This is a genomic window from Streptomyces achromogenes subsp. achromogenes (assembly GCF_000720835.1).
Taxonomy (GTDB): domain Bacteria; phylum Actinomycetota; class Actinomycetes; order Streptomycetales; family Streptomycetaceae; genus Streptomyces; species Streptomyces achromogenes.
The window spans coordinates 147351-170648 of record NZ_JODT01000034.1 but is presented as its reverse complement, the minus strand read 5'-3'; the positions used below and the strand labels follow the sequence as shown (position 1 = coordinate 170648).

The window sequence follows — 23298 nt, the reverse complement described above, 5'->3', positions numbered from 1 at the left end:
TCTTTCCTGGTGGACCACGCCAGAGAGCACCCAAAGGGTGGTGTGCCCCGGGCGGAGTGCGCCGGGCGGTGGTGTGTGCCGTACCCGGGCTCCGCCTGTAACAGGGACGTACCAGCGGGTAGCCGAGGGAAACGGTGAACCGGGCCGGTGACTCTTGGTACTCAGAAAGGCTCGCCCGCAACCGACGGGCCGGCGCTCCGACCGATACGAAGGATGACACCATGCGCGTCAACACGATCACCATCGCAGCCCTGGCCGTCGTCGCGGGCCTCTCGCTCACCGCTTGCCAGAGCGCCGGCGACGACACGAGCCGGAGCACCTCCTCCGCCACGCCCGCATCGGCTTCCTCGAACGACGGTTCCGGAACGGGTGCCTCGAAGGGAGATGCGGGATCGGGCGGCTCCGCTCAGGACGGCGCGACGGTCTCCGCCGGGAAGAAGACGGGCCAGGGGCAGGGCACGGCCGTCGGGACCGGCTCCACCAAGGACGGCAAGATCGGCAAGTGCCGCACCGACGAGCTGGAGGTCAAAGCGATGGACAACACCATCGACGGCGACCCGGGCGGCACCGTCGCGGTGGAGTTCACGAACGGCGGCGGTCGGGACTGCGTGATGTCGGGTTACGCGGGTGTCGACCTGAAGACCAGCGCCGGGTCGCTGTCCGCGAAGCGCACCGGTGAGCCGGCAAGCCGGGTCGTCCTGAAGGACGGTGAGTCGGTGGCCTTCGGCATCACCTACCCGATCAACGACTCGGGCGGCTCCGGCGTCCGCATCACGGGGCTGGTCGTGACCCCGCCGGACGAGACGAAGTCGGTCTCCCTCCGCTGGCCCGGCGCCGCCACGCTGCCCGTCACGGACGGCTCCGGCTCCCCGGTGAAGGTCGGCCCGATCGGCAGCGCCGGCCAGGGCGGCTGACCGGCGTCGTCCCGCACGCTACGGCCCCTGATCCGATGACTGCGCAGGTGGGCCCCGGTTCGCGCGGGGCGGGGGAGGAGTGGGGAGGAGTGGTGTTCCAGAGGTCAGCCGAACACGACCGGCCCGTTCGGGGTGTCCAGGGCGAAGGAGATCGCGGTGGGTCCCTCGGTGAGCTCCAGCGAGGTGCCCAGCGCCGCCAGCCGGACGCGCACCGCCTCCGGGTCGGGCACCGAGGCCGACACCGCCAGCAGCGGGGTGAGCGGCAGGCCCGAGTCGGCCGGGTGCCGGGAGTCACCCCAGTCGATCAGGAACGGCACCGGATCCGGGAGTGCTCCGGCACCCGTGTCGGTCAGCCGCCAGCGCAGTACGGTGCCGTCCGGGGTGCGGCGGCTCATCTGCCGTGGCGTTCCCGGGTCGACACCCCGAGCCCGGGCGCCGGTGATCGCCGCGTCCAGGTCGGGCGGGCTGATCGCCCAGGTCAACACGGTGGGTGCGGCCGACCGGTCGACGCCGAACGGCCGTGGCCCGGTGGGCTCGGGCTGTTCCGGGTCGGGGCCGATGATCTCCAGATAGCTCCGGCCGCCGAGCCCGACCAGATGGTTCCGGGTGCCCAGTCCGGGGTGGGCACCGCCGGGCACCGGCATGACCCCGGTCCGTCGCGCGAAGTCCGCGACCGTAGCGCCCAAGTCGGCCGTGGCGAGTACGAGATGATCCAGCAGCGGGGGAATGGCGTTCATCTCGCGAGAGGTTACGGGGGCGGTGGTGCTCCGCGGTACACCTGTGCGGCACCATGGGCGGCATGATCCGTGCCGCGCGCGCCCTGCCGTTGCTCCTGGTCCTTCCCGCACTGCTCACCGCGTGCGGAACACAGAAGGCGCGTTCCGGCCCCGAGCCGGCGGCCTCGGGTTCCCGGCCGGCGGCCTCCGCTTCCGGGCAGACGGCTGCCGGAAGCTCGCAGGAGTCGGCGTCCGCCGCCCCGGGGCAGGCCGAAATGGACGAGCGCCTGCGGGCGTTGGGCATCGCACCGGAACTCGTCTACGTCACCGAGGCACCCGGCTTCACGCTCGCGCAGCAGTCCATCGGGGTGAACGGCGACGACGGCTTCTCCGTCGCGTACTGGGCGAAGAACGGCGCCATCCTGCACCTGTACGCGGAGCGGGGCAGCGCCGCCGACTGCCCCCGGGACCACGTCTGCCGGGCACCCGCCAAGGGCCAAGTGGTACGTCTGTACGGGGAGAAGGTCGCACCCGACGTGCTCCGCCGGGCCGCCGACGCCCTCCACCGTCCCACCCCCGGGGAGCTCGTCCCGCTCCTGCCGTCGCCCCGCACGGCGACGGCCCCGGTCCAGCGCGGCGACCTCCCGCCCAACGGCGACGGAGCCCCCGACAACAGCGTCCCTGGGAGCAGTTGACCGGCAGAGCCCAGGCCGGCCAGGTTTTCGCCCGCGCCGGTCTGGCTTCCGCCCGTCGCCGGACAACTCCCGAACCCGCTCGCCACCACCTGGTGTGCCCCGGGACCGGTCGTCTCCCGCACCCGCCCCCACGGAGGACCCGCCATGCCCCCTCGTCTCCTCCTCTACACCCGTACCGCCGACTACCGGCACGACTCGATCCCGGATGCCGTCGCCGCCGTGCGGGCGTTCGGGGAGTTCGTCGTGGAGCACACCGAGGATCCGGCGGACCTCGAGCGCCCGCTGGACGGGTTCGCGGCCGTGGTCTTCCTGTCCACCAGCGGGGAGGTGCTGAGCCCGGCCGGGCGCGCGCGGCTGGAGGGGTATACGCGGGCGGGCGGCGGCTTCGCCGGGGTGCACGCGGCGGCCTGCACCGAGTACGGGTGGCCGTACTACGGCGAACTCCTCGGTGCCCGCTTCACCCGGCATCCCGCCTGCCAGCCGGGGCGGGCCCTCGTCGCCGACGCGGACCACCCCGCCACCCGGCATCTGCCGCCGGCATGGGAGTTCACCGACGAGTGGTACGACTTCGACCGCGTCCCGGGCGGCCCGGCGCGGGTGCTGCTGCGCGCGGACGAGAGGTCGTACGACGGCGGCGGGATGGGCGCGGACCATCCGCTGGCCTGGTGCCGCGAGCGGGGTCCGGCGGGCGGGCGGATGTTTTACACAGCCTTTGGCCATGCGACGGGCGCGTACCGCGACCCGGACTTCCTGGCTCACCTGAACGGCGGACTCATCTGGGCGGCAGGAGCCACAGATTAACGTTTCTCCGGTGAACCGGTTCCTCCGTTGGGGTGACTAAAGGTCGCGTAGAGGGATGGTCATGTGTGTATCTAGAGATGCTCTTGTCTTGGCAAAGGGCGTCGAGACGCGTGACCCATCCTGCCCGCGTCACCCACCCACAGAAGGAGCCGGACCTTGTCTTACGGTAAGAAGCTGCGCGAGCGCATCGCCGGGCCCGGGACCACACCGCTGATCGGCGTGTACGACATGTACTCGGCGTCGATCGCGGCCAAGCACTACGACGGGATGTTCGTCTCGGGCTTCGGCTTCGCGGCCTCGTACTACGGGCTGCCGGACATCGGATTCATCGCCTGGCCCGACATGGTGGCCTTCGTCCAGCGGCTGCGGGGCGCCTTCCCGCACCACCACCTGCTGGTGGACATCGACGACGGGTACGTCGACCCCGAGGTCGCCTGCCACGTCGTGGAAGGACTGGAGCGCATCGGCGCCTCCGGGGTGATCCTGGAGGACCAGAAGCGGCCCCGTCGCTGCGGCCACGCCGACGGCAAGCAGGTGCTGCCCCTGGAGGAGTACTTGGAGAAGCTGCACCAGGTCCTGGAGACCCGCAAGGACCTGGTCGTCGTCGCCCGTACGGACGCCACGGACGAGCACGACATCCTGCACCGCGCCGAGCGGCTGGCCGCCACCGACGCCGACGTGGTGCTGGTCGACGGAGTGCGCAGCGTCGAGTGGATCAAGCGGATCCGGAAGGTCGTCGGGGACAAGCCGCTGCTGTTCAACCAGATCGCCGGCGGCAAGTCGCCCCGCCTGTCCCTCGGTGAACTCTCCGACCTCGGCGTGGACGTCGCCATCTACAGCACCCCGTGCCTGTTCGCCGCGCACGAGGCGATGGACTCCGCGCTCGCCGGTCTCAAGGCGGCCGACGGACGGCTGCCGGAGGTCGACCCCGCGAGCGGCGTCGGGGTGAAGGCTTCCACCAGCCTGCTGGAGCGCAACATCGCCCGGGACCGGCTCGTCCCCGAGGGCGTGGGCGTGTGACCCGTGCCGTGTCCGGGCTCGGGATGGCCGCGGCGGTCGCCGCCGCCCTCCTCGGGGCGGGCGCCGCCCCGGCCGTGGCGTCCGACAGCCTGATCACCGTGATCGACAACTCCGAAGCCGACTCCTGGCTCGAAGTCGATCGCACGGCCAACCTCCAGAACGGCAGCGGCACCGCCGGCAGCGACCACGACGGCAGCGCCGTGGACGTGGTGGAGGCCCTCCTCGCCGGGCCGGACCAGGACGAGGACGACTGAGGGACGCGGCGCGATCCGGGGAACCGCGCCCCAGGCAACCGCGACCCGGGGAACCGGGGAACAAGGGAACACGAGTGACGGCCGGCCATCCCGGGGGAGGTGGCCGGCCGTCACGTGTGACGAACTCCGCCCGGGCTCAGTCCTCCCCGAGGTCGGGGCGGCCGTTCTCGTCCAGTTCGACGTCCTCCTTGGGGTCGTGCTCATCGGCGGGCGACACCGCGGGCGAGGCCACGGTGGCGCGCTGCTGGGCGGGGGCGAGGGTGTGCCGGGCGGCATGGGCCGTGCCGTAGGCGGCGACCAGGGCGACCGCGGCCACGACGAGGGGCGCGGCGATACGCGTGCAGTGGTTCATGCCCGGCCAACGACGCTCACGGGGCGGGGTCACCGTACGGCGGCCCAACCGGCCCCCGACATCACGCGGTCGGCCGCCGCGCGGTGACGGGTCCGTACGCCGTGGGGCGGACCGCCGGTGGCGGGGCCGTGCTCGCCCGCCGTACCAGCCGGGTCGACAGCTCGGTCCGGGTGCCCTCGGGTCGCTCCCCGTCTGTGATGCGCACCAGCAGCCGCAGCGCCGTCGCCGCCATCTCCGCGAGCGGCTGGCGGACGGTGGTCAGCGCGGGGGCGGCCCAGCGGGCCTCGGGCAGGTCGTCGAAGCCCACCACGCTCATCTCCTCCGGCACCCGCACCCCCCGCTCCGCCAGCGCCGCGTACACCCCGAGCGCCATCCGGTCCGAGCACACGAAGACCGCGGTCGGCGGCTCGGGCAGGTCCAGCAGTTCATGGGTGCGCGACCGGGCGCTGGTCTCGTCGGGATCCGTGTGCCGCACATACTCGGCGCGGTACGGCACGCCCGCCGAGGCGAGCGCCGAGCGGTAGCCGGCCAGCCGGGCCTCGCCGGCCATGGTGCGCCGGTGCCCGGCGATCAGCGCGATCCGTTCGTGGCCCAGCTCCAGCAGATGGCCGGTCGCGCACATCCCGCCCTGCCAGTTGGCCGCCCCGACCGACACCACGCCGGCCGGCGGTTCGTGCGCGGGGTCGATGAGCACGTAGGGGATGCGGTGGTGGTCCAGCCAGGCGTACTGCGCGGCGGACAGCTCCGCCAGGTGGAACAGCACCCCCGAGGAGCCGCGCGCGGTCAGCTTGTCCAGCCAGCCCTGCTCCGGCCGGGCGTCCCGGCCCCGGGCGGGCGCGGCCGACACCACGACCTCCAGGCCCGCCTCGTACGCCGCCGCCTCCACCCCGCTCAGCACCGCGCCCGAGCGGGAACTGTCCAGCGAGTGCAGCACCAGGTCCACCAGACCGGGCGCCCCGGCCGAGGGGAAACGCGGCCGGCGCACATAGCCGAGCCGGTCGAGCGCCTCGGTCACCCGGCGGCGGGTCTCCGGCGCGACGTCCTCGCGGCCGTTGACCACCTTGGACGCGGTGGGGACCGACACGCCCGCCTCCCGGGCCACCACCGCCAGCGTCGGCCCGGCCGCCACGTTCGCACTCCGCGCACGGACCATAGCGAACCGCCTCCCCGGCCCGCCCGTGGGCCATCGAACCTGCGACCAACACGCCGGTGCGGCCTGTGCACCGGCGCCCCCACAGAAAGCGCTTCCTACGATAGATGCGCCTCAACACGGCGGGAAGACAGAGGAATTCACGGGAGGGCGCGGAGGACGACTTAGGAAGCTCTGCACGGGCGTATCCGCAAGCGGGTCCGTCCCGGCGCGCGGCCCTCGCCCAGACGGCATCGGCCGTCCGGTGCCTCCCCGCATCCGGCCCTCGTCCAAAGGGCATTCGACTGTCCGATGCCGCCCGGCGCCCGGCCCCGCCCAGGCCGCACCCGTCGTCCGGTGTTGACCTTCGAGTGGGTTGAAGCCCCACCATGACGCCGTGCCGAACTCTGAGCTGATGCCGATCGAGGTCTTCGCCCGGCGCAGTGGACTGACCTCCAGCGCGCTGCGGTTCTACGCCGACTCCGGGCTGCTGCCCCCCGCCGAGGTGGACCGGGTCTCGGGCTGCCGCTACTACCTCACCGAGGCCCGGCGGCACGTCTCCGTCCTCCCGGGGGACGCCTACGGCGCCCTCGTCCGCACCGTCATCGGTGAGGTGGCCGAGGCCATCGCCCGCCGGGACACCGCCAGGCGGGCCTCCGCGCCGGGAGCCGGTGCGTAGGAGGCGGGAGGTCCCCCGAACGGCCGCGCGGTGGTTCCGTGCGCGGGAATACGTCCGGGCGGTGTGGTGCTCTGATGTGAACGGTGTCCGCACCGGTGAGCGGTGCGGCCGCGCGGCGAAGGGCGGGCGGCGATGGCGGCAGACCAGGCGGGACCCGTGGTCACGACCCCCTACGGGTCCGTACGCGGCCGGTACGAGCGGGGCGTCGCGGTCTTCCGGGGGATCCCGTACGCCGCTGCGCCCTTCGGCCCGCTGCGGTTCCGCCCGCCCCGGCCGCCCGAGCCCTGGGACGGGGTCCGCGACGCCGGTGCCTTCGGCCCGACCGCGCCGAAACCGCCGTACTCCGAGGCGTTCGCCCAGTATCTGTCCGACCCGGAGATCCCCGGCGACGACTGCCTCAACCTCAACGTGTGGACCCCCGAGCCGGGGCCCGGCGCCCGGCTCCCGGTGCTGGTCTGGCTGCACGGCGGCGCGCTGACCAGAGGTTCCTCGGCCGTGCCGGTCTACGACGGCGGCACCTTCGCGCGGGACGGGATCGTCTGCGTCTCGGTCAACTACCGGCTCGGCGTGGAGGGGTACGGCCTGTTCCCCGACGCGCCTCCGAACCCCGGCCTGCGCGACCAGCTCGCCGCCCTGATCTGGGTGTACGAGACGATTGCGGCCTTCGGCGGCGACCCGGACCGGATCACCCTGTGCGGACAGTCGGCCGGCGCCATCAGCGCCGGCGCCCTGCTGGCCGCGCCCCGGACACAGGGCCTGATCCGGCGGGCGGTGCTGCAGAGCGGACCGCCCGAGGTCTCGGACCGCGACAAGGTACGGCGCATGGTGCGCCGGATGGCCGCCCGGCTGAGGGTACCGGCCACCGCGGAGGCGTTCGCCGCCGTGGACCGCGGTCTGCTGCTGCGCGCCCAGGCCGAGGTCGGCCGGCTCGGCAGCCCGGTGCTGGGCGGTCCCGCGTTCGGCATCGTGGTGGACGGCGACCTCGTGCCCGGGGACCCGCTGAAGGCGCTGACCGAGGGCACCGCCGCCCGGGACGCCGAGCTGCTCATGGGCTGGACCCGGGACGAGTACCGGCTGTGGCTGGTGCCCGGCGGGCTGCTGGAGCGCGTCGACCGGCTCGGCGCGGTCGCCCTGGCCGGGGCCATGGCCCGCTGCCACGCCGGTCCCGACATCCCTCGCGGCTATCGTCTCCTGCACCCCGACGCCGGAACCGCCGAGATCGTAGGCCAGCTGGTCACCGACCATCTGCTGCGGGTGCCGCTGCACCGGCTCGCCGACGCCCGGCCCGGCGCCAGCTACCTGTACGAGTTCGCGTGGCCCTCGCGGCTGCCCGGCCTCGGCGCCTGCCACGCCCTGGAACTGGGGTTCGTCTTCGACACCGGGGGCGTGCCCGAGTCGAAGAAGCTGGCCGGTGAGGGCGCGCCGCAGGAGCTGTGCGACGCGATGCACGCCGCGTGGGTGCGGTTCGCGACGACCGGGGACCCCGGCTGGGCGGCCTGGGACGCCACCCACCCCGTGCGGATCTTCGACGACGGCGGACCGCGCGTCGCCCACGGGCCACGGGACGCGGAGGTCGCCCTGTGGGCCACCGCGTCCGCCGTCCCGGAGCCCTCACGGCACTCCGTCCCGCGCGCCCCGGGCGCCGAACTCGCCTCCGCCATGCGCCGGCTGCGCCGCTCGGTGGGCGCGCTGCGCCGCTGACGGCCGCGCGGCGGGAACGGAACGGGCCGGCCGGGACGGAACGGGCCGGCCGCCCGGTGGGAGGGTCCGGGCGGCCGGAGCTATCAGGGGCGGATCACCGCGTGTAATCAGCCAGACTCATGCTACGGATGTGACAACGCGTCGCCATCGGGGCGCGGGGGCGTTGTTCGAACCGAGGGCGCCGCCGAGGCGCTCGTGTTGTCCGCGCGCGCTGATCGGTGCGTCTCCGGGCCGCCCGGTGCGTCCGCGTCCCCCCGGCGGGGGACTGCGCTCAGGCCGCGTCCAGGGCCCGGGTGATCTCCCCGATGCTCTCCGGCCCCACCCGGCAGCACCCGCCGATCAGCCGTGCCCCCGCCGCGCGCCACGCCGTGACCTGGGCCGTGCCGAACGTCGCCCCGCCCCGCCAGGCGCGTGCCCCGGCGTCCCAGCCCTCGCCGCTGTTGGGGTAGACCACGACCGGCTTGCCGGTGACCCGCGCCGCGATCTCCACGGCGGGCCCCACGTCCCCGGGCGCGCAGCAGTTCACGCCGACCGCGATCACCTCCTCCGCGTCGGCGGCGAGCGCGAACGCCTCCTCCAGGGGCTGGCCGGCCCGGGTCCGCCGCCCGTCGACCGTGTACGACAGCCAGGCCGGCACCCCCAGTCCCCGCACCGCCCGCAGCAGCGCGGCGGCCTCGTCGGTGTCGGGCACGGTCTCCAGCGCCAGTACGTCCGGCGCGGCGGCGGCCAGCGTCTCGATCCGGGGCCGGTGGAACCGTTCCAGCTCGGCCACGCCCAGTCCGTAGCGGCCCCGGTATTCGGAACCGTCCGCGAGCATCGCCCCGTACGGTCCGACCGAGGCCGCCACCCACAACGGGCGCCGCACGCCCGCGTCCGCCGCCTGCCGGGCCGCCGTACGGGCCAGCTCCACGCTGCGGGCGAGCAGCCGCGCCGCCTCCGCCCGGCCGATGCCCCGCTTGCCGAAGCCCTCGTAGGTGGCCTGGTAGCTGGCCGTGATCGCCACGCTCGCGCCCGCCCGGAAGTAGGCGAGGTGGGCCTCGGTGATCGCCTCGGGCCGCTCGGCGAGCAGCCGCGCCGACCACAGCTCGTCGCTCAGGTCGTGCCCGGCCGACTCCAGCTGGTTGGACATGCCGCCGTCGAGCACGACCGTCCCGGCGGCGAGGGCGTCGGCGAGGCTGGGGGAGGTGTCGCTGGTCATGGTCACGACGCTAGTCGAAGCGGGACGGGACCGGTCCGGGGGTCCTCGTGTCCGCCCCATTGACCCTCCCGTTGCCCGCCCGTACCTTTTCGGCGTTCGGGATCACAGATGCAGTACGAAATGTCGAACGATCGAGAGGCGGTCCGCATGAGCCGCGACCACGACCTGCCCGACACCCCCGGCCGCAGAACGGTGCTCAAGGGCGCCGCGCTCGCCGCCGGCGCCTTGGCCGTCACGCCCGGCCTCGCCCAGGCGGCCCCCGCGCGGGCGACCGACCCCCGACCGCACCCGGAGAAGCGCCCGGAGAAGCACCCGGAGACGCCCCCGTACGTGAACCCGCTCGTCCTCCAGCGCGCCGACCCGCACATCACCCGCCACACCGACGGCCGCTACTACTTCACGGCGACCGTCCCCGAGTACGACCGCATCGTCCTGCGCCGCTCCCGCACCCTGAACGGGCTGTCCACGGCCGCCGAGTCGGTGATCTGGCGGGCGCACGCGACCGGTCCGATGGGCGCCCACATATGGGCGCCCGAACTGCACCGGATCAGCGGCAAGTGGTACATCTACTTCGCCTCGGCCCCCGCCGAGGACGTGTGGGCCATCCGCATCTGGGTGCTGGAGAACGCGCACTCCGACCCGTTCAAGGGCACCTGGGTCGAGCGCGGCCAGATCAAGACCGCCTGGGAGACCTTCTCCCTGGACGCCACCACCTTCCAGCACCGTGGCACCCGCTATCTGGTCTGGGCCCAGCACGAGCCCGGCATGGACAACAACACGGCCCTGTGGATCTCGGAGATGGCGAACCCGTGGACCCTCACCGGCCCGCAAGTGCGCCTGTCCACACCGGAGTACGACTGGGAGTGCGTCGGCTACAAGGTCAACGAGGGCCCGTACGTCCTCAAGCGCAACGGCCGGGTCTTCCTCACCTACTCGGCCAGCGCCACCGACTGGCACTACTGCGTGGGCCTGCTGACCGCCGACGCCCACGCCGACCTGCTGGACGCGCGCAGCTGGACCAAGTCGCCCGTCCCGGTGTTCACCAGTGACGACACCACGGGGCAGTACGGACCCGGGCACAACTGCTTCACCGTCGCCGAGGACGGCCGTACCGACGTCCTCGTCTACCACGCCCGCCAGTACAAGGAGATCACCGGCGACCCGCTGCACGACCCGAACCGGCACACCCGGATCCAGAAGCTCGGCTGGAAGCCGGACGGCACCCCGGACTTCGGTGTCCCGGTGGCCGACACCGCGAAGGAAGGGGCGTGAGATGAGACGCGCGTACGCCGTCCTGCTCGCCCTGTGCTGCACCCTCGCCGCCGCCCTGGCGACCGCCGGACCCGCCCAGGCGGCGCCCCGGACCATCGCCAACGGCACGCAGTTCACCGACACCTCGGGCAACCCGGTGCACGCCCACGGCGGCGGGGTGCTCAAAGTCGGCGGCTATTACTACTGGTTCGGCGAGCACCGCAACGCCGACAACACCTTCCTGTACGTCGACGCCTACCGGTCCACCGACCTGAAGACCTGGGAGTTCCGCAACCACGTCCTGACCCGGTCGTCCGCCGCCGAGCTGGCCACCGCGAACATCGAGCGGCCGAAGGTCATGTACAACGCGGCCACCGGCATGTTCGTGATGTGGATGCACAAGGAGAACGGCACCGACTACAGCGAGGCCCGCGCCGCCGTCGCCGTCTCCGGCACGGTCGACGGCGACTACACCTACCGGGGCAGCTTCCGCCCGCTCGGCCGGCACATGTCCCGCGACCTCACGGTCTTCGTCGACACCGACGGAACCGGTTACATGGCCTCGGCCGCCAACGAGAACTACGACCTGCACCTCTACAAGCTCACCGCCGACTACACCGGTATCGCGAGCCTGGTCGCCAACCCCTGGCCGGGCGGCCACCGCGAGGCCCCCGCCCTGTTCAAGCGGAACGGCGTCTACTTCATGCTGACGTCCGGCGCGACCGGTTGGAACCCGAACCAGCAGCAGTACGCCACGGCCACGAACCTCGCCGGCCCCTGGAGCTCCATGACGAACACCGGCGACGCCACGGCCTACGGTTCGCAGACCGCGTACGTGCTGCCGGTGCAGGGCACTTCGGGCACCTCGTACCTGTACCTGGGCGACCGCTGGGGCAACTCCTTCGGCGGCACCGTCAACGACTCGCGGTACATGTGGCTGCCGCTCACCTTCCCGTCCCCGACCTCGATGTCGATGTCCTGGACCCCGGAGGTCACCGTCGACACGGCCGCCGGGACGGTCGGCGGCACCAGTGCCACGTACCACACCCTGATCGCCCGGCACAGCGGCAGGTGCGCCGACGTCACCAGCCAGTCGCTGTGGGCGGGCGCCCAGCTCAAGCAGTACGGCTGCAACGGCGGCGGCAACCAGAAGTACTGGTTCAAGTCCGTCGGGAGCGGCTACTACCAGATGGTGACCCGGCACAGCTCGCTGTGCGTCCAGGAGAACGCCACCACGGTCACCCAGGAGACCTGCGACGCCTCGGCGGCCGGCCAGCAGTGGTCGCTCACCACCAGCGGCTCCTACGTGACCGTCGTCTCCCGCGCCACCGGCGAGTGCCTGGACGTGAACGGCGCGTCCACCGCCGACTCCGCCGCGATCATCACGTACACCTGCAACGGAGGGACCAACCAGCAGTGGACGCGCGGGACATGAGAAGCCCTAGGCCAGCAGGTCGATCGCGTCGATCGACGTGCCCGCGCTGAGATAGGACGTCGTTCCCGAGCCGCTCACCACATTGATCCTCAGCTGGTTGTACCGGCTGGTGTCCGTGAGCCAGGCACTGGCCGGCACGCTGTAACCGAAGGTGTGGTTGTTGCCCCGGTAGGAGCCCACGGTCAGCGACCGGGTGCTCGGCTGGGCGGGCGGCGCGGGGATCGGCGACGTCCAGTCGTTGACGGTGATCTGCGGGCGGCCGTTGGCGTAGGCCGTCGTCACGCCGATGCGCAGGGTGTGCGCGGCGGCGGCCTGCGCGGCGGTCAGCTTGAAGTAGACGATGATCCCGCTGTTGACGTCCTTCCACAGGTAGCAGGGGAAGGCGGACGTCTCGGTGCCGCTGCCGATCACCACGTTCCCGGTCCAGGACGCGGCCCGGACATCGGAAGGGTGGGCGTACGTCATCAGGGCGGCGTTCTTGAACCCGCCGGGGGTGCCGTTCCAGTCGCCGATCCGCCAGATCGCGCTCGCGTTGGAGGGGTCGTTGGTGGACGGGATCGTGATCGTGTCGAGGGTGGTCGTGCCGCCCGCGGAGACGCTCACGGACGTGGTGTACACGGCCAGCTCGCCCTTGTACACGGTCAGCGTGTACGTACCCGGCAGCACGCCCCCGATCGAGAAGTAACCGTCCGACGAGCGCGCCGGACCCCAGTACTGCGCCGAGGGGTTGGCGAGCCCGACGGTGTACGGGTACGCGGTGTCGCGCCCCGCGATGCCGACCCCCGCGACCTTCCCGCGACCGCTCGCGGGCACATACCCGGGGATGCCGAGCGAGTCCGCCCAGGGAGTGGTGAGCGTGCCCGGGAACAGCGCGGAGGGGGGCGCCCCGCCGTCGGTGAACGCGATGACGTACGGCCCCTGGAGCCCGTAGCGCTCGGCCTCGGTCTGGTTCTCCCCGTAGTACAGGATCTCGTACAGCCCGCCGCCGTCGGCGCTCTGGTGGCGCAGCAGCGAGCGGTAGAAGGGACCGCCGGAGGCCTTCTCGTGGTTGCTGCGCACGATCCACAGGCCGACGCCGCCGGCGGACCAGCCGGTGTAGTCGTAGTCGATGACCCGCACCTTGGAGTAGTGCTTGGACCGGGTCTGCCCGTCGGGCTTGGCGAAGACGTCCGACGCCTCGATGGTGCTGGTCGTGTAGGTGTAGGAGTCGGGCTCGTCGTTCAGGAACAGGCCCGCCCTGACGCGCAGGATGAAGCGGGTCGCGCTGACCGAGGCGTCGGCCTTGTTCGTCCACAGGTAGATGTGGTTCTCGCCGGCGCGGGCCGCGTAGTAGTGGCGCAGCGTGCCGTGGGTGACGGAGATCAGGATGGTGGAGCCGGACTGGGCCAGGGTCACCGTGGAACTGCCGAGGCCGGACTCGATGTGCGAGTTCTTGCCGCCGTAGCCCTGGTACTCGGTGCCCTTGTAGACCAGCGAGGTCAGGTCGCCGGTCGACTTGGAGACCTTGAAGACCAGGGCCGCGCCGGTGTCGACGACGTAGTGCGTCCCGTCGTCGCGCCAGCCGAAGCCGGCGGCGACGGCGGCACCGGCGAGCGGACCGGCGAGGGCGGCCGAGCCGGCGACGGCCGCGGTGCCGGCGACGAACGCGCGGCGCGTGACCGCGTGGGAGGGGGATCCGGACATGGGGTGCCTCCTCGGGGAGGTCCGGGGTGTGCGGGTGACTGGCAGGGTGACAGTTGAATCGTTTTCGCGAAAGGGCTTTCACGCGACTTGGATGAGTGATCGCGCGAATTCCCGCCCAGGTCTGGAAAGCGCTTGTCAGTAGCGGTACGGTCCAGCCGCCGGACCTTGCCGACCGCCGAGGAGCCCCTCAGTGAGACGTTTCACCGCCCTGCGCGGCGCCACCCTGACCGCCCTCGCCCTCAGCACAACCCTGACGGCGGCCCCCGCCCGGGCCCACACCGCACGGCCCCTCGGCATCGACCACTGCACCGCCACCGCCTGCCACTTCGACGTCCCGCCGGGCACCTACGACGTGACCGTCCGGCTCGGCGCCGCCACGGCCTCCGCCACCCGCGTCACCGGCGAGACCCGCCGCACCCTGCTGCCGGAGACCACCGTCCCGGCCGGCGGGCACGCCACCCGGAGCTTCACCGTCGACGTCCGCACCCCCGAGGGCGAACCGACCGGCCCCGACGGAACCCCCGGCCTGGACCTGGCACTCGGCGGCTCCGCGCCCGCCCTCGACGCCATCCGGGTCACCCCCGCCGTCCCCCACGCTCGACTCCGCTCGCGCGGGGGGACCCCCATCGCCCGCCGGATCCTCCTGATCGGCGACTCCACGGTCTGCGACCAGCCCGCCGACCCCTACTCCGGCTGGGGCCAGCAGCTCCCGCAGTACCTGCGCGAGGGCCTGTCCGTCGCCAACCACGCCGACTCCGGCGAGAGCACGGTCACCTATCTCCAGGACCCACGGCTGTGGGCCGCCGTCCGGCCGCTGATCCGCCCCGGCGACCTCGTCCTCGTCCAGCTCGCCCACAACGACAAGACCACCGACGAGGCCACCTACCGCGCCAACCTGGAGACCCTGGTGGCCGGCATCCGGGACCGGGGCGGCCAGCCGGTGCTCGTCACGCCCGTCGTGCGCCGCTGGTTCAACGCCGACGGCACCCTGGACAACGACACCGCCCTGCTCGTCAACGGCCTCGGCGTCGACCACCCGGCCGTCATCCGCTCGGTCGCCGCCGCCGAGGACGTCCCGCTGATCGACCTCACCGCGAAGACCAAGCAGCTGGTGGAGTCCCTCGGCCCGGAAGCCTCCAAGGCGCTGTACCTGTACAACGAGAAGCGCGACAACACGCACACCTCCGTGCACGGCGCCACCGTCTTCGCGCGCCTGGTCCGCGACGAACTGCTCGCCCGGCACCTGGTCCCCGAGGGCAGGGTACGGGTGTGACAGGCCCCCGGGGCGCCCCGACCGGAACCGGGGCGTCCCGGGCCCCCGCCGAGGAAGGATGAGCCACCACCGTGATCGAACTCCCCGCCGACGACCGCGAGTCGAGCCCGTACACCGGCTACACCCGCGCCCACTGGGAGGCCGCCGCCGACCGGCTCCTCGCCGCCGTCGAGCCGTACGCGAGCCCCGACCGCGCCCTCTACCACCTCCCCGGCGACCACGTGAGCCACTCCGGCCCCCTCTCCGACGGCCTCGAAGGCTACGCCCGCACCCTGCTGCTGGCCGCGTTCCGCCGCGACGAGACCGCCCTCGGCCGGTACGCCGACGGCCTCGCCACCGGACCCGGCGGGGTCTGGCCCCGGATCACCGACCGCGGTCAGCCGCTGGTGGAGGCCGCCTCGATCGCGCTCGCCCTGCGGCTGACCCGGCCGCTGCTGTGGGACCGGCTGGCCGATCCGGTGCGCCGGCGCACCGCCGACTGGCTGGCGGACGCCCTCACCGCCGCCCCCTGGCCGTGCAACTGGGAGCTGTTCCCGGTCACCGTCGGCGGCTTCCTCGCGGAGACCGGGCACCATGAGGAGGCGGCCCGCGCCGCGATCGACCGGGGCCTGGAGCGGATCGAGACCTGGTACGCGGGCGACGGCTGGTACACCGACGGCGACGGCCGGAAGTTCGACTACTACAACGGCTGGGCCATGCACTTGTACCCGGTCCTGCACGCCTGGCTCGCGGACGACACCGACCTGCTCGACCGCTACGGCCGCCGGCTCTCCCGCCATCTCGCCGACTACGCCCGCCTGTTCGGCGGCGACGGCGCCCCGCTGCGCCAGGGCCGCTCCCTGACCTACCGGTTCGCCACCACCGCCCCGCTCTGGCTGGGCGCGCTCACCGGACACACCCCGCTGCCCCCGGGGCAGACCCGGCGCCTGGCCTCGGGCGCCCTGCGGTACTTCCTGGACGGCGGCGCGGTCGACGAACGCGGTCTGCTGCCGCTCGGCTGGCTCGCCCCCGACACCTCGCTGGTGCAGAGCTACTCCGGCCCCGCCTCGCCGTACTGGGCGAGCAAGGGCTTCCTCGGCCTGCTGCTGCCGCCCGACCACGAGGTGTGGACGGCACCGGAGGAGGCGGCCCCCGCCGAACGCGCCGACGCGGCCCACCCGGTGCCCGCCCCCAACTGGCTGCTCCAGTCCACCGCCGCCGACGGACTGGTCCGGCTGCACAACCACGGCAGCGAGGACGTCCGCTACGACCCCTACTACACCCGGCTCGCCTACTCCACCGCCACCGCGCCCGAGCCGTCGTACGACAACAGCGTGATCGTCGGCGGTGATCCGAGCCGTACGGGCATCGAGCCGCTCGGCACGGGCGAGGGCTGGATCGCCTCCCGGCACACCGTGGGCGCCGGGACCACCGTCACCAGCCTGGTGGTGGTGCGCGGAGCCGTGGAGGTACGGGCCCATCTGGTGGCGGGCGCGGCGCCCGGGACGCCGGTCCGGGTGACGGGCTGGCCGGACCAGGACGGGGTGAGCGTGGAACTTCTCCCGGCCCACGGCCTGTCGGCGGAGCTGACCGGGGCCATCGGGGCGGACGGCGGACCCGCGCTCCTCGTGGCGCTCGCCCGGCTCACCGGGGAGGCGGCACCGCGGCCGCTCGGCGAGCTGGTGTCCGTGGCGGTGGGGGAGGACGCGCGCGAGCTGCGGGTGAGCTGGCCCGGCGGACCGGCCGCCGTCTTCCGGTTCACGGCCGAGGACGGGAAGTGGGCGGTGGCCCCCCGGTGAGCGGGCGGCCCCGTGGGCAGGTGTGCGGTCGCTTCGGCGGGCGCCGAACCGTGCGGGGCCTAGCGTGGTCGTATGACCACAGAGCACGCCCCCGTCTCCTTCACCGGCCTCCACCACCGCCCGGGTGAGCCGCTGTTACTGCCCAACGCCTGGGACCACGCCTCGGCCGCCGCCCTCGCCGCGCGGGGCTTTCCCGCGATCGGCACCACCAGCCTCGCGGTGGCGGCGGGCGCCGGACTGCCCGACGGTGCGGGCGCCACCCGGGAGCAGACCGTCCAGCTCGCCCTGACGCTCGGCTCCGAGCCGTATCTGCTCTCCGTGGACGCCGAGGCCGGATTCAGTGACGACCCGGACGAAGTGGCCCGGCTGGCCGCGGAGTTGTGGGCCGTCGGGGCCGTCGGCATCAACCTGGAGGACGGCCTCGGTCCGGCCGCCCGGCACGCGGCGAAGATCGCGGCGGTGAAGGCGGCCGTGCCGGGGATGTTCGTCAACGCCCGTACCGACAGCCACTGGTCGGGCGACGGCGACGAACGGGACACCCTGCGCCGGCTCGACGCCTACCAAGCGGCGGGCGCCGACGGGGTGTTCGTGCCCGGCGTGACCGACCCGGAGCGCATCGCCGCCCTCGTCCGGCACACCGAGGTCCCCCTCAACGTCCTCTACTCGCCCGCCGGGCCCCCGCTCGCCCGCCTCGCCGACCTCGGCGTGCGCCGGGTCAGCCTCGGCTCGCTGCTGTACCGCAGGGCGCTGGGCGCGGCCGTGGACGCGGTGGCCGACATCGTGGCCGGACGCGTTCCGGGCGGCCCGACCCCCTCCTACGCCGACGTCCGGGCGTTCGACCGCAGCGTCTCGGCGAGCCGGTCCGCGAAGTCCACCGGGTGATCCAGCGTGCCGAGGTGCCCGCCCGGGAACTCGGCGAGGGCACTGCCCAGCCGCCCGGCGAGGGCTTCGGCCGTGCGGTACAGGAGCTGACCGCGCGAGTCGGCGCCGGCGGCGAGGGTGAGCCGGCCCGGGGGCGGGGCGGCGGCTGGCGCGTAGGCGGTGAACGGGCGCAGGACACGGGCGAGGAAGACGCCCATCGGGGTCGCCGACTCGCCCTCGGCGGGTAGCCGTCCGGACCCCTCCAGCTGCTCGATCAGCTCCGCCCGCCGCGCGGCCCCGTCCGGCAGGACCGTCACACACGGCGGCTCGTGCGCGACGACGTGCGCCGTCCGCTCCGGGTGGCGGGCGAGCAGGTCCAGGGCCGCGATGCCGCCCGAGCTGGTGCCGAACACATACGCCGGCTCATCCGCCGGAGCGACCGCGTCCAGCACCCGCCGCGCGCCCTCGCTCCAGTCCGCGACCCGCTGTGCGGCGACCGGCAGGCCGAGCCGGCCGTGCGCGAGGCCCAGCGGGTCGTAGGTGACCACGGTGAACCGCGTGGCCAGCCGCTCGGTCAGCGGCCCGAGTCCCATCGGATGCCCGGCCCCGCCCGGCAGGAGCAGCAGCACCGGGCCGCGGCCCGTGATGTCGTGGTACGGCGTGTCAGTCATCGCTCTTCCCCTCCCGGGGCCAGTGGGTGAGGGCCAGGTGCAGGGCGTCGACCGCCTTGTCCCAGGAGGCACGTACGTCCCGGTCCGCCCCGAAGCCGCCCGCGCTCTCCAGGACGCAGTAGCCGTGGAACGTGCTGCGCAGCAGGCGCACCGCGTCCGTCAGGTCCGGCTCCGTCAGGCCGTAGCCGCGCAGCATGCCGTAGGTGATCTCGGCGGTGCGGCGCAGCGCGGGGGAGTCCGCGATCAGGGCCTGGTCGATCCGGATCTGGGTGGCCGCGTACCGGCCGGGGTGCTCCAGGGCGTAGTCCCGGTAGGCGCCGGCGAACGCCGTCAGCGCCTCCTTGCCCGCCCGGCCGGCCACGGCCGCCGCGATCCGGTCGATCAGCTCGCCGCCCGCGTACAGCGCGAGCCGGGTGCGCAGGTCCTGGAGGTTGCGCACGTGCGAGTACAGGCTCGCGTCCTTGACGCCGAAGCGGCGGGCCAGCGCCGAGACGCTGAGCCGGTCGAACCCGGCCTCGTCCGCCAGCTCCGCCGCCGCCTCCACCAGCCGCTCGACGGTGAGTCCCGCCCGGGCCATGGCCACCTCCCTTGAGTTCCTAGGTTACAGCCTAGGGCATCTAGGAAAGCGGTGCGTCGGGACATCGGCGCATCAGGGAATCGGCGCGTACAGCACCCCCAGCTTGTCGATCTCGTCGCCGGAGCGGCCGGTGAATCCCACGATCTGCCAGCCGGCCGGGGCGGTGAGGGTGGTGCCGTCGGCGGTCGGCGTGCCCGCGGCGAGCGTGCGGCCACGGTCGGTGGTGAAGGCGGCCGAGAAGATCCGGGTACGGCCGTCCTTCTGTCCCTCGGTGAGCCGTACGGAGGTGAGGTGTTCCCCGGCGGCGAGGGTGAGCGAGGAGGCCGTGCCGCCGGTGCCGCCGTGGCCGAGGACCGTACCGCCGTCGTGGGTGAGGGACACGGCGTCCAGGCGGGCGCCGCCGCGCAGGGTCAGGGTGCGCGGGGCGGGCGTGGCCGGCAGGCCGGCGGCGTCGTTGAAGGCCGTGCCGTGCGGCCCGCCGACGAAGTCGCTCGCGCGGAGCTTGGGGTTCAGTGTGTAGGTGAAGTCGACGGTGTGCGGGAAGTGGTCGGAGAGGTTGCCGCCGGCCGGGTCCAGGAACTTCGCCCACTCGTCGTGGTAGCGCGTCGCGGTCAGGGAGAGCAGGGGGCCGCTGCGGTAGAGCACCTTGTCGACCACCTCGCAGTCGTCGGGCGGCGCGGACGCCGGGCACAGCAGCGGATCGGCGCCCTGCGCGGGGGCCGTACCGCCCTTGGCCAGCCGTACCCAGGCGTCGGTGAGGCCGCCCTCGTCGACGAGGGTGCGGATGTTGTCGCCGGTGCGGGTGTAGCGGGTGTTGGTGTCGCCCATCACGATCACCGCGTTGCCCGCCGAGTTGGCCCGGATGAAGGCCGACAGCTGGGCGATGTTGGCCCGCCGGGCGGCCAGGGCGTCGGCGCTGTCGTCGGCATTGGGGTGCAGGTTGTACAGGTCGACGTACACGCCCTCGGCGAGCCGCACCCGGGCCAGGGTGAAGCCCTTGGGCGTGAGGCAGTTGGTGCCGGTGCAGTCGTTCCACCTCACCCGCTCGAAGTCCTCCAGCGGATAGGCGGACAGGGTGTTGAGGCCGTCGCCGAGGCCCGCGCCGCCGCTCGTGGCCGTGCGGTAGGGGTGGTGGTCGTCCGCGTAGAGCGCCGCGTGGTAGTTGAAGTCCTCCTGGACGTTGACGATGGCGTAGTCCGCCAACCGTGGGGAGATCAGCGGGGTGTTGGTGGCCGGATGGCTGGAGCTGAGGCCCTCCGGCAGTCCGGCCACGTTGTACGTCAGGACATTGAAGGTGCCGGAGCCGGCGGCCCGCGCCGTGCCGGCCGAGGCGGTCAGCCCGGACACGGCCAGCAGGCCGGCGGCGAGGGTGCCGAGGAGTCGTCCCATGGGTCGCATGCGACCCATGGTCACGTCAACTTATCGGATTTTAAAGGGTAGTTGAGGAAACGCTGTCGATCGCGGAGAAGACGAAGGAGAACTCCGCCGGTTCCGCCCGCAGGTGGTAGCGGGGCAGCGGGGCCGGGCCGCAGGACTGGGAGCCGATGCCGTGCTGGGCGTGGTCGAGGTTCACCCAGACCGTGTCGCCGGGCACCAGGTCGGTGCGGTGGGCGGCGGCGTCCAGCTGCTCGGTGGTCCAGCGGCGGGCGGTCAGGAAGAACGCCGGGTCGCCCTCGACGCGCAGACCGCCCAGCTCCGCCCAGCGCACGTCGATCCGGGCGCCGTTCTCCTGCGGGCGGACGTACGGCGTCTGGAGGTCGTCCACGGCCGCTTCCCAGCGGCCGGTCAGCGCCGCCGCCCGGGTGTCCGGATACGCCTCGCCCGGTCCGCCGCCGTACCACCGCACCCGCTCGGCGGCCCGCAGGCCGAACCGGATGCCGAGGCGGGGCAGCGGGACGCTCCAGTCGCCCTCCGGGACGGTGGACACCGTCAGTCGGAGCCGGTCGCCGTCCGACGTCCACCGGTACACCGTCGCGAGCCCCGCCTCCCGGGCGGCCGGTGCCACCCGGGTGCGGACCGTCAGGGCGTCCTCGCCCGCCTCCACCGCGTCCAGGCGGTGCCGCATCCGGTGCAGGCCCAGCTCCCGCCACAGCAGCCCGTAGCGCAGGTCGCTCTGCCAGGCCGCGCCGTCGTCGTTGTCGGTGGTGGCCCGCCACACGTCCAGCCGCAGCCCCGTCACCGGCACCCCGCCGATCGTCCGCACCGCACCGGTGCGGGCGTCGAAGGTGGCCGGGCCCAGCACGATCACCCCGTCACCGGGCACCGGCCGGGCGCTCGCGGCGACGGACGGCACCCGGCGCTCCGTCACCGGGACCTGCCCCCAGGCGACGACATGACCCGCCGGCGCCCACGCGGTGCCGGAGGCGAGATGCGCCCGGACGGTCCACAGCGCCTCCCCGGACGGCGCCCCGGCCGGTACGGCGGGCAGCTTGACCTCGGCGGACTCGCCGGGAGCCAGCGCGGGCACCGCCAGCGTGCCCTCCTCCACGGGTTCGCCCTCGACCTCGTACGACCAGGAGAAGGCCAGCGCCGCAAGGTCCGCGAAGTCATAGCCGTTGGTGACGCGCACGGTGCCGGCCCTGCCGTCGCCGGTGAAGGTGACGGGCTCGATCACCTTCTTGTACTCGCTCAGCCCCGGGGACGGCCGCCGGTCGGGGAACAGCAGGCCGTCGCAGACGAAGTTGCCGTCGTGCAGCTCCTCGCCGAAGTCGCCGCCGTAGGCGAACCCGAGTTCCGGGTGGGCGATGCCGTGGTCGATCCACTCCCAGACGAAGCCGCCCTGGAGCCGGTCGTAGGTCCGGAACAGCCGCTGGTAGTCGGCCAGTCCGCCGGGGCCGTTGCCCATGGCGTGGGCGTACTCGCACAGGATGAAGGGCAGTTCGCGGCGCCGGCGCGGTCCGCCGTCCAGGCCCCGGCCGATCCGCTCCACCTCGGCGTGACTGGCGTACATCCGTGCGTACACGTCCGTGTCACGGCAGGTGGCGTCGCCCTCGTAGTGCAGCAGCCGGGAGGCGTCGCGGGCGCGGATCCACTCGGCCATCGCGGTCAGGCCCCGCCCGGTCCCGGCCTCGTTGCCCAGCGACCACATCACGACCGACGGGTGGTTCTTGTCCCGCTCCACCATCCGGGCCGCCCGGTCCAGCAGGGCCGGCGTCCACCGGTCGTCGTCGACGGGGTTGTCCCGCCAGCCCTGTTCGGTGAAGCCGTGCGTCTCCAGGTCGCACTCGTCGATCACCCACAGCCCGAACTCGTCGCACAGGTCGAGGAAGGCCGGGTGCGGCGGGTAGTGCGAGGTGCGGACCGCGTTGATGTTGTGCCGCTTCATCAGCAGCACGTCCTCGCGCATCGTCGCGAGGTCCAGCGCCCGGCCCCTTACGGGATGCCACTCGTGCCGGTTGACGCCCTTGAACAGCACCGCCGTCCCGTTGACCTTGATCAGACCGTCCGACAGCTCCACCGTGCGGAAGCCGATCCGCAGCGGCACCCGCTCGCCCTCGGTGGCCAGCACCCCCTCGTACCGCCGGGGCGTCTCCGCCGACCACGGCTCCACCGGCACCGTCACCGGCTCCCCGGTGGGCACGTCGATGCCCAGCTCCGGCACGGTCACCCGGCCGGCCACGCCGGAGTCGACCCGCAGCGTGCCCGTGCCCGTGGTGTGGTCGTAGGAGGCGTGCACGAAGAAGTCGTCGACGCAGCCCGCGGGGCGGTGCAGCAGGGTGACGTCCCGGAAGATGCCCGGCAGCCACCACTGGTCCTGGTCCTCCAGGTACGAGCCCGCCGACCACTGGTGCACCCGGACGGCCAGCACATTGCCGGCCGGCTTCAGCAGCTCCCCGACCGCGAACTCGTGCGGCAGCCGGGAGCCCTTGAACTCGCCGAGCTCGGTGCCGTTCAGCCAGACCCGGGCGCAGGACTCCACGCCGTCGAAGCGGAGCACCGCGCCACCGTCCGCCGGCCAGTCGGCGGGCAGGTCGAACACACGCAGGTGGTCGCCGGTCGGGTTCTCGGTCGGCACCCGGGGCGGGTCGACCGGGAACGGATAGAGATGGTTGGTGTAGGCGGGGGAGCCGTGGCCCTGGAGCACCCAGTGGCCGGGCACCGAGACCTCCGCCCAGCCGTCGGCGTCGTACCCGCGCGCCGCGAAGGAGTCGTCCTCGGCGTCGGCCGTGTCCGACAGCCGGAAGCGCCAGGTGCCGTTGAGGGACAGGGACGGGGCGTCGGAGGACGCGTACCAGGCGCGGGGCGGCAGCGCCCCGGAGCCCGGCGAGACGTCCTCGACGTACCCGGTGGTCGTGGTCACGGACATGGGT

At 73.4% G+C, this 23298-nt stretch carries 20 protein-coding genes and 1 pseudogene; 12 read left to right on the top strand and 9 right to left on the bottom strand.

What is annotated here, in order from left to right:
• The first annotated feature begins 221 nt into the window (after positions 1-221).
• Positions 222-914 carry a DUF4232 domain-containing protein gene (locus IH25_RS0129790; protein ID WP_030617479.1) on the top strand — a complete coding sequence of 231 codons (693 nt, stop codon included), beginning with the start codon at positions 222-224 and terminating at the stop codon, positions 912-914.
• Between the two features lie 104 nt (positions 915-1018).
• Here the strand turns inward: IH25_RS0129790 and IH25_RS0129785 are convergent, their stop codons facing one another.
• Entirely contained in the window at positions 1019-1651 is a 633-nt protein-coding gene (locus IH25_RS0129785; RefSeq protein ID WP_030617477.1) for a VOC family protein, read from the bottom strand.
• A gap of 62 nt (positions 1652-1713) precedes the next feature.
• Between IH25_RS0129785 and IH25_RS0129780 the strand changes: the two genes are divergently transcribed.
• The 4 genes from IH25_RS0129780 to IH25_RS0129765 all read left to right on the top strand — a co-directional run bounded on the left by IH25_RS0129780 (position 1714) and on the right by IH25_RS0129765 (position 4400).
• Complete coding sequence (locus tag IH25_RS0129780; protein ID WP_030617473.1) at positions 1714-2325, top strand: hypothetical protein; 612 nt, start codon at positions 1714-1716, stop codon at positions 2323-2325.
• A 144-nt stretch (positions 2326-2469) separates the two neighbouring features.
• Complete coding sequence (locus IH25_RS0129775) at positions 2470-3126, top strand: ThuA domain-containing protein (RefSeq protein WP_030617471.1); 657 nt, start codon at positions 2470-2472, stop codon at positions 3124-3126.
• Positions 3127-3282: 156 nt separating this feature from the next.
• Positions 3283-4146, top strand: a complete 864-nt coding sequence (locus IH25_RS0129770) for an isocitrate lyase/PEP mutase family protein (RefSeq protein ID WP_030617467.1) — start codon at positions 3283-3285, stop codon at positions 4144-4146.
• Positions 4143-4400 carry a hypothetical protein gene (locus tag IH25_RS0129765; protein WP_245172915.1) on the top strand — a complete coding sequence of 86 codons (258 nt, stop codon included), beginning with the start codon at positions 4143-4145 and terminating at the stop codon, positions 4398-4400. Before IH25_RS0129770 ends, IH25_RS0129765 begins: the two co-directional genes overlap by 4 nt.
• Before the next feature lie 136 nt (positions 4401-4536).
• Here the strand turns inward: IH25_RS0129765 and IH25_RS0129760 are convergent, their stop codons facing one another.
• Together IH25_RS0129760 and IH25_RS0129755 are read right to left on the bottom strand one after the other, a co-directional pair.
• Positions 4537-4752, bottom strand: coding sequence for a hypothetical protein (locus IH25_RS0129760; protein ID WP_051754197.1), 216 nt, complete (start codon positions 4750-4752; stop codon positions 4537-4539).
• Positions 4753-4813: 61 nt separating this feature from the next.
• Entirely contained in the window at positions 4814-5905 is a 1092-nt protein-coding gene (locus IH25_RS0129755) for a LacI family DNA-binding transcriptional regulator (RefSeq protein WP_051754196.1), read from the bottom strand.
• 373 nt (positions 5906-6278) lie between these two features.
• Between IH25_RS0129755 and IH25_RS41975 the strand changes: the two are divergent.
• Together IH25_RS41975 and IH25_RS0129745 are read left to right on the top strand one after the other, a co-directional pair.
• Positions 6279-6422 (top strand): annotated as a pseudogene (locus IH25_RS41975) (MerR family DNA-binding transcriptional regulator); the annotation flags it as partial.
• A gap of 270 nt (positions 6423-6692) precedes the next feature.
• Positions 6693-8261 (top strand): carboxylesterase/lipase family protein, encoded by a 1569-nt coding sequence (locus tag IH25_RS0129745; RefSeq protein ID WP_030617451.1) that lies wholly within the window; start codon positions 6693-6695, stop codon positions 8259-8261.
• A gap of 271 nt (positions 8262-8532) precedes the next feature.
• Here IH25_RS0129745 and mmuM read toward each other — a convergent pair whose 3' ends face one another.
• Positions 8533-9459 (bottom strand): homocysteine S-methyltransferase, encoded by a 927-nt coding sequence (mmuM, locus tag IH25_RS0129740; RefSeq protein WP_030617448.1) that lies wholly within the window; start codon positions 9457-9459, stop codon positions 8533-8535.
• 147 nt (positions 9460-9606) lie between these two features.
• Between mmuM and IH25_RS0129735 the strand changes: the two genes are divergently transcribed.
• Both IH25_RS0129735 and IH25_RS0129730 read left to right on the top strand, forming a co-directional pair.
• A complete protein-coding gene (locus IH25_RS0129735) occupies positions 9607-10731 on the top strand; it encodes a glycoside hydrolase family 43 protein (protein WP_030617444.1) in 1125 nt (374 codons plus the stop codon).
• Between the two features lies 1 nt (position 10732).
• Positions 10733-12145: an RICIN domain-containing protein gene (locus IH25_RS0129730; RefSeq protein WP_030617442.1), complete on the top strand. Its 1413-nt coding sequence runs from the start codon at positions 10733-10735 to the stop codon at positions 12143-12145.
• 6 nt (positions 12146-12151) lie between these two features.
• Here IH25_RS0129730 and IH25_RS0129725 read toward each other — a convergent pair whose 3' ends face one another.
• Positions 12152-13828 carry a rhamnogalacturonan lyase B N-terminal domain-containing protein gene (locus IH25_RS0129725; protein ID WP_030617439.1) on the bottom strand — a complete coding sequence of 559 codons (1677 nt, stop codon included), beginning with the start codon at positions 13826-13828 and terminating at the stop codon, positions 12152-12154.
• 190 nt (positions 13829-14018) lie between these two features.
• On the opposite strand from IH25_RS0129725, the gene IH25_RS0129720 reads away from it, so the two are divergent.
• The 3 genes from IH25_RS0129720 (at position 14019) to IH25_RS0129710 (ending at position 17761) form a co-directional block, all read left to right on the top strand.
• Positions 14019-15101 carry a rhamnogalacturonan acetylesterase gene (locus IH25_RS0129720; RefSeq protein WP_030617437.1) on the top strand — a complete coding sequence of 361 codons (1083 nt, stop codon included), beginning with the start codon at positions 14019-14021 and terminating at the stop codon, positions 15099-15101.
• A gap of 74 nt (positions 15102-15175) precedes the next feature.
• Entirely contained in the window at positions 15176-16879 is a 1704-nt protein-coding gene (locus IH25_RS0129715; RefSeq protein WP_209445392.1) for a DUF2264 domain-containing protein, read from the top strand.
• Between the two features lie 72 nt (positions 16880-16951).
• Positions 16952-17761: an isocitrate lyase/PEP mutase family protein gene (locus tag IH25_RS0129710; protein WP_030617432.1), complete on the top strand. Its 810-nt coding sequence runs from the start codon at positions 16952-16954 to the stop codon at positions 17759-17761.
• Here IH25_RS0129710 and IH25_RS0129705 read toward each other — a convergent pair.
• The 4 genes from IH25_RS0129705 to IH25_RS0129690 all read right to left on the bottom strand — a co-directional run bounded on the left by IH25_RS0129705 (position 17695) and on the right by IH25_RS0129690 (position 23294).
• Positions 17695-18411, bottom strand: a complete 717-nt coding sequence (locus IH25_RS0129705) for an alpha/beta fold hydrolase (RefSeq protein WP_030617429.1) — start codon at positions 18409-18411, stop codon at positions 17695-17697. The genes IH25_RS0129710 and IH25_RS0129705 overlap by 67 nt on opposite strands.
• Positions 18404-18988: a TetR/AcrR family transcriptional regulator gene (locus IH25_RS0129700; RefSeq protein WP_030617426.1), complete on the bottom strand. Its 585-nt coding sequence runs from the start codon at positions 18986-18988 to the stop codon at positions 18404-18406. The genes IH25_RS0129705 and IH25_RS0129700 overlap by 8 nt, the downstream gene beginning before the upstream one ends.
• Before the next feature lie 72 nt (positions 18989-19060).
• Complete coding sequence (locus tag IH25_RS0129695) at positions 19061-20377, bottom strand: jacalin-like lectin (protein ID WP_030617423.1); 1317 nt, start codon at positions 20375-20377, stop codon at positions 19061-19063.
• 40 nt (positions 20378-20417) lie between these two features.
• Complete coding sequence (locus IH25_RS0129690; protein WP_030617420.1) at positions 20418-23294, bottom strand: glycoside hydrolase family 2 TIM barrel-domain containing protein; 2877 nt, start codon at positions 23292-23294, stop codon at positions 20418-20420.
• Positions 23295-23298 lie beyond the last annotated feature (4 nt).

What these genes read in the sequence shown, in the direction of transcription:
- IH25_RS0129790 (WP_030617479.1), top strand. Translation starts at nt 222, where the DNA reads ATGCGCGTCAACACGATCACCATCGCAGCCCTGGCCGTCGTCGCGGGC.
- IH25_RS0129785 (WP_030617477.1), bottom strand. Translation starts at nt 1,651, where the DNA reads ATGAACGCCATTCCCCCGCTGCTGGATCATCTCGTACTCGCCACGGCC.
- IH25_RS0129780 (WP_030617473.1), top strand. Translation starts at nt 1,714, where the DNA reads ATGATCCGTGCCGCGCGCGCCCTGCCGTTGCTCCTGGTCCTTCCCGCA.
- IH25_RS0129775 (WP_030617471.1), top strand. Translation starts at nt 2,470, where the DNA reads ATGCCCCCTCGTCTCCTCCTCTACACCCGTACCGCCGACTACCGGCAC.
- IH25_RS0129760 (WP_051754197.1), bottom strand. Translation starts at nt 4,752, where the DNA reads ATGAACCACTGCACGCGTATCGCCGCGCCCCTCGTCGTGGCCGCGGTC.
- IH25_RS0129755 (WP_051754196.1), bottom strand. Translation starts at nt 5,905, where the DNA reads ATGGTCCGTGCGCGGAGTGCGAACGTGGCGGCCGGGCCGACGCTGGCG.
- IH25_RS0129745 (WP_030617451.1), top strand. Translation starts at nt 6,693, where the DNA reads ATGGCGGCAGACCAGGCGGGACCCGTGGTCACGACCCCCTACGGGTCC.
- mmuM (WP_030617448.1), bottom strand. Translation starts at nt 9,459, where the DNA reads ATGACCAGCGACACCTCCCCCAGCCTCGCCGACGCCCTCGCCGCCGGG.
- IH25_RS0129735 (WP_030617444.1), top strand. Translation starts at nt 9,607, where the DNA reads ATGAGCCGCGACCACGACCTGCCCGACACCCCCGGCCGCAGAACGGTG.
- IH25_RS0129730 (WP_030617442.1), top strand. Translation starts at nt 10,733, where the DNA reads ATGAGACGCGCGTACGCCGTCCTGCTCGCCCTGTGCTGCACCCTCGCC.
- IH25_RS0129725 (WP_030617439.1), bottom strand. Translation starts at nt 13,828, where the DNA reads ATGTCCGGATCCCCCTCCCACGCGGTCACGCGCCGCGCGTTCGTCGCC.
- IH25_RS0129710 (WP_030617432.1), top strand. Translation starts at nt 16,952, where the DNA reads ATGACCACAGAGCACGCCCCCGTCTCCTTCACCGGCCTCCACCACCGC.
- IH25_RS0129705 (WP_030617429.1), bottom strand. Translation starts at nt 18,411, where the DNA reads ATGACTGACACGCCGTACCACGACATCACGGGCCGCGGCCCGGTGCTG.
- IH25_RS0129700 (WP_030617426.1), bottom strand. Translation starts at nt 18,988, where the DNA reads ATGGCCCGGGCGGGACTCACCGTCGAGCGGCTGGTGGAGGCGGCGGCG.
- IH25_RS0129695 (WP_030617423.1), bottom strand. Translation starts at nt 20,377, where the DNA reads ATGGGACGACTCCTCGGCACCCTCGCCGCCGGCCTGCTGGCCGTGTCC.
- IH25_RS0129690 (WP_030617420.1), bottom strand. Translation starts at nt 23,294, where the DNA reads ATGTCCGTGACCACGACCACCGGGTACGTCGAGGACGTCTCGCCGGGC.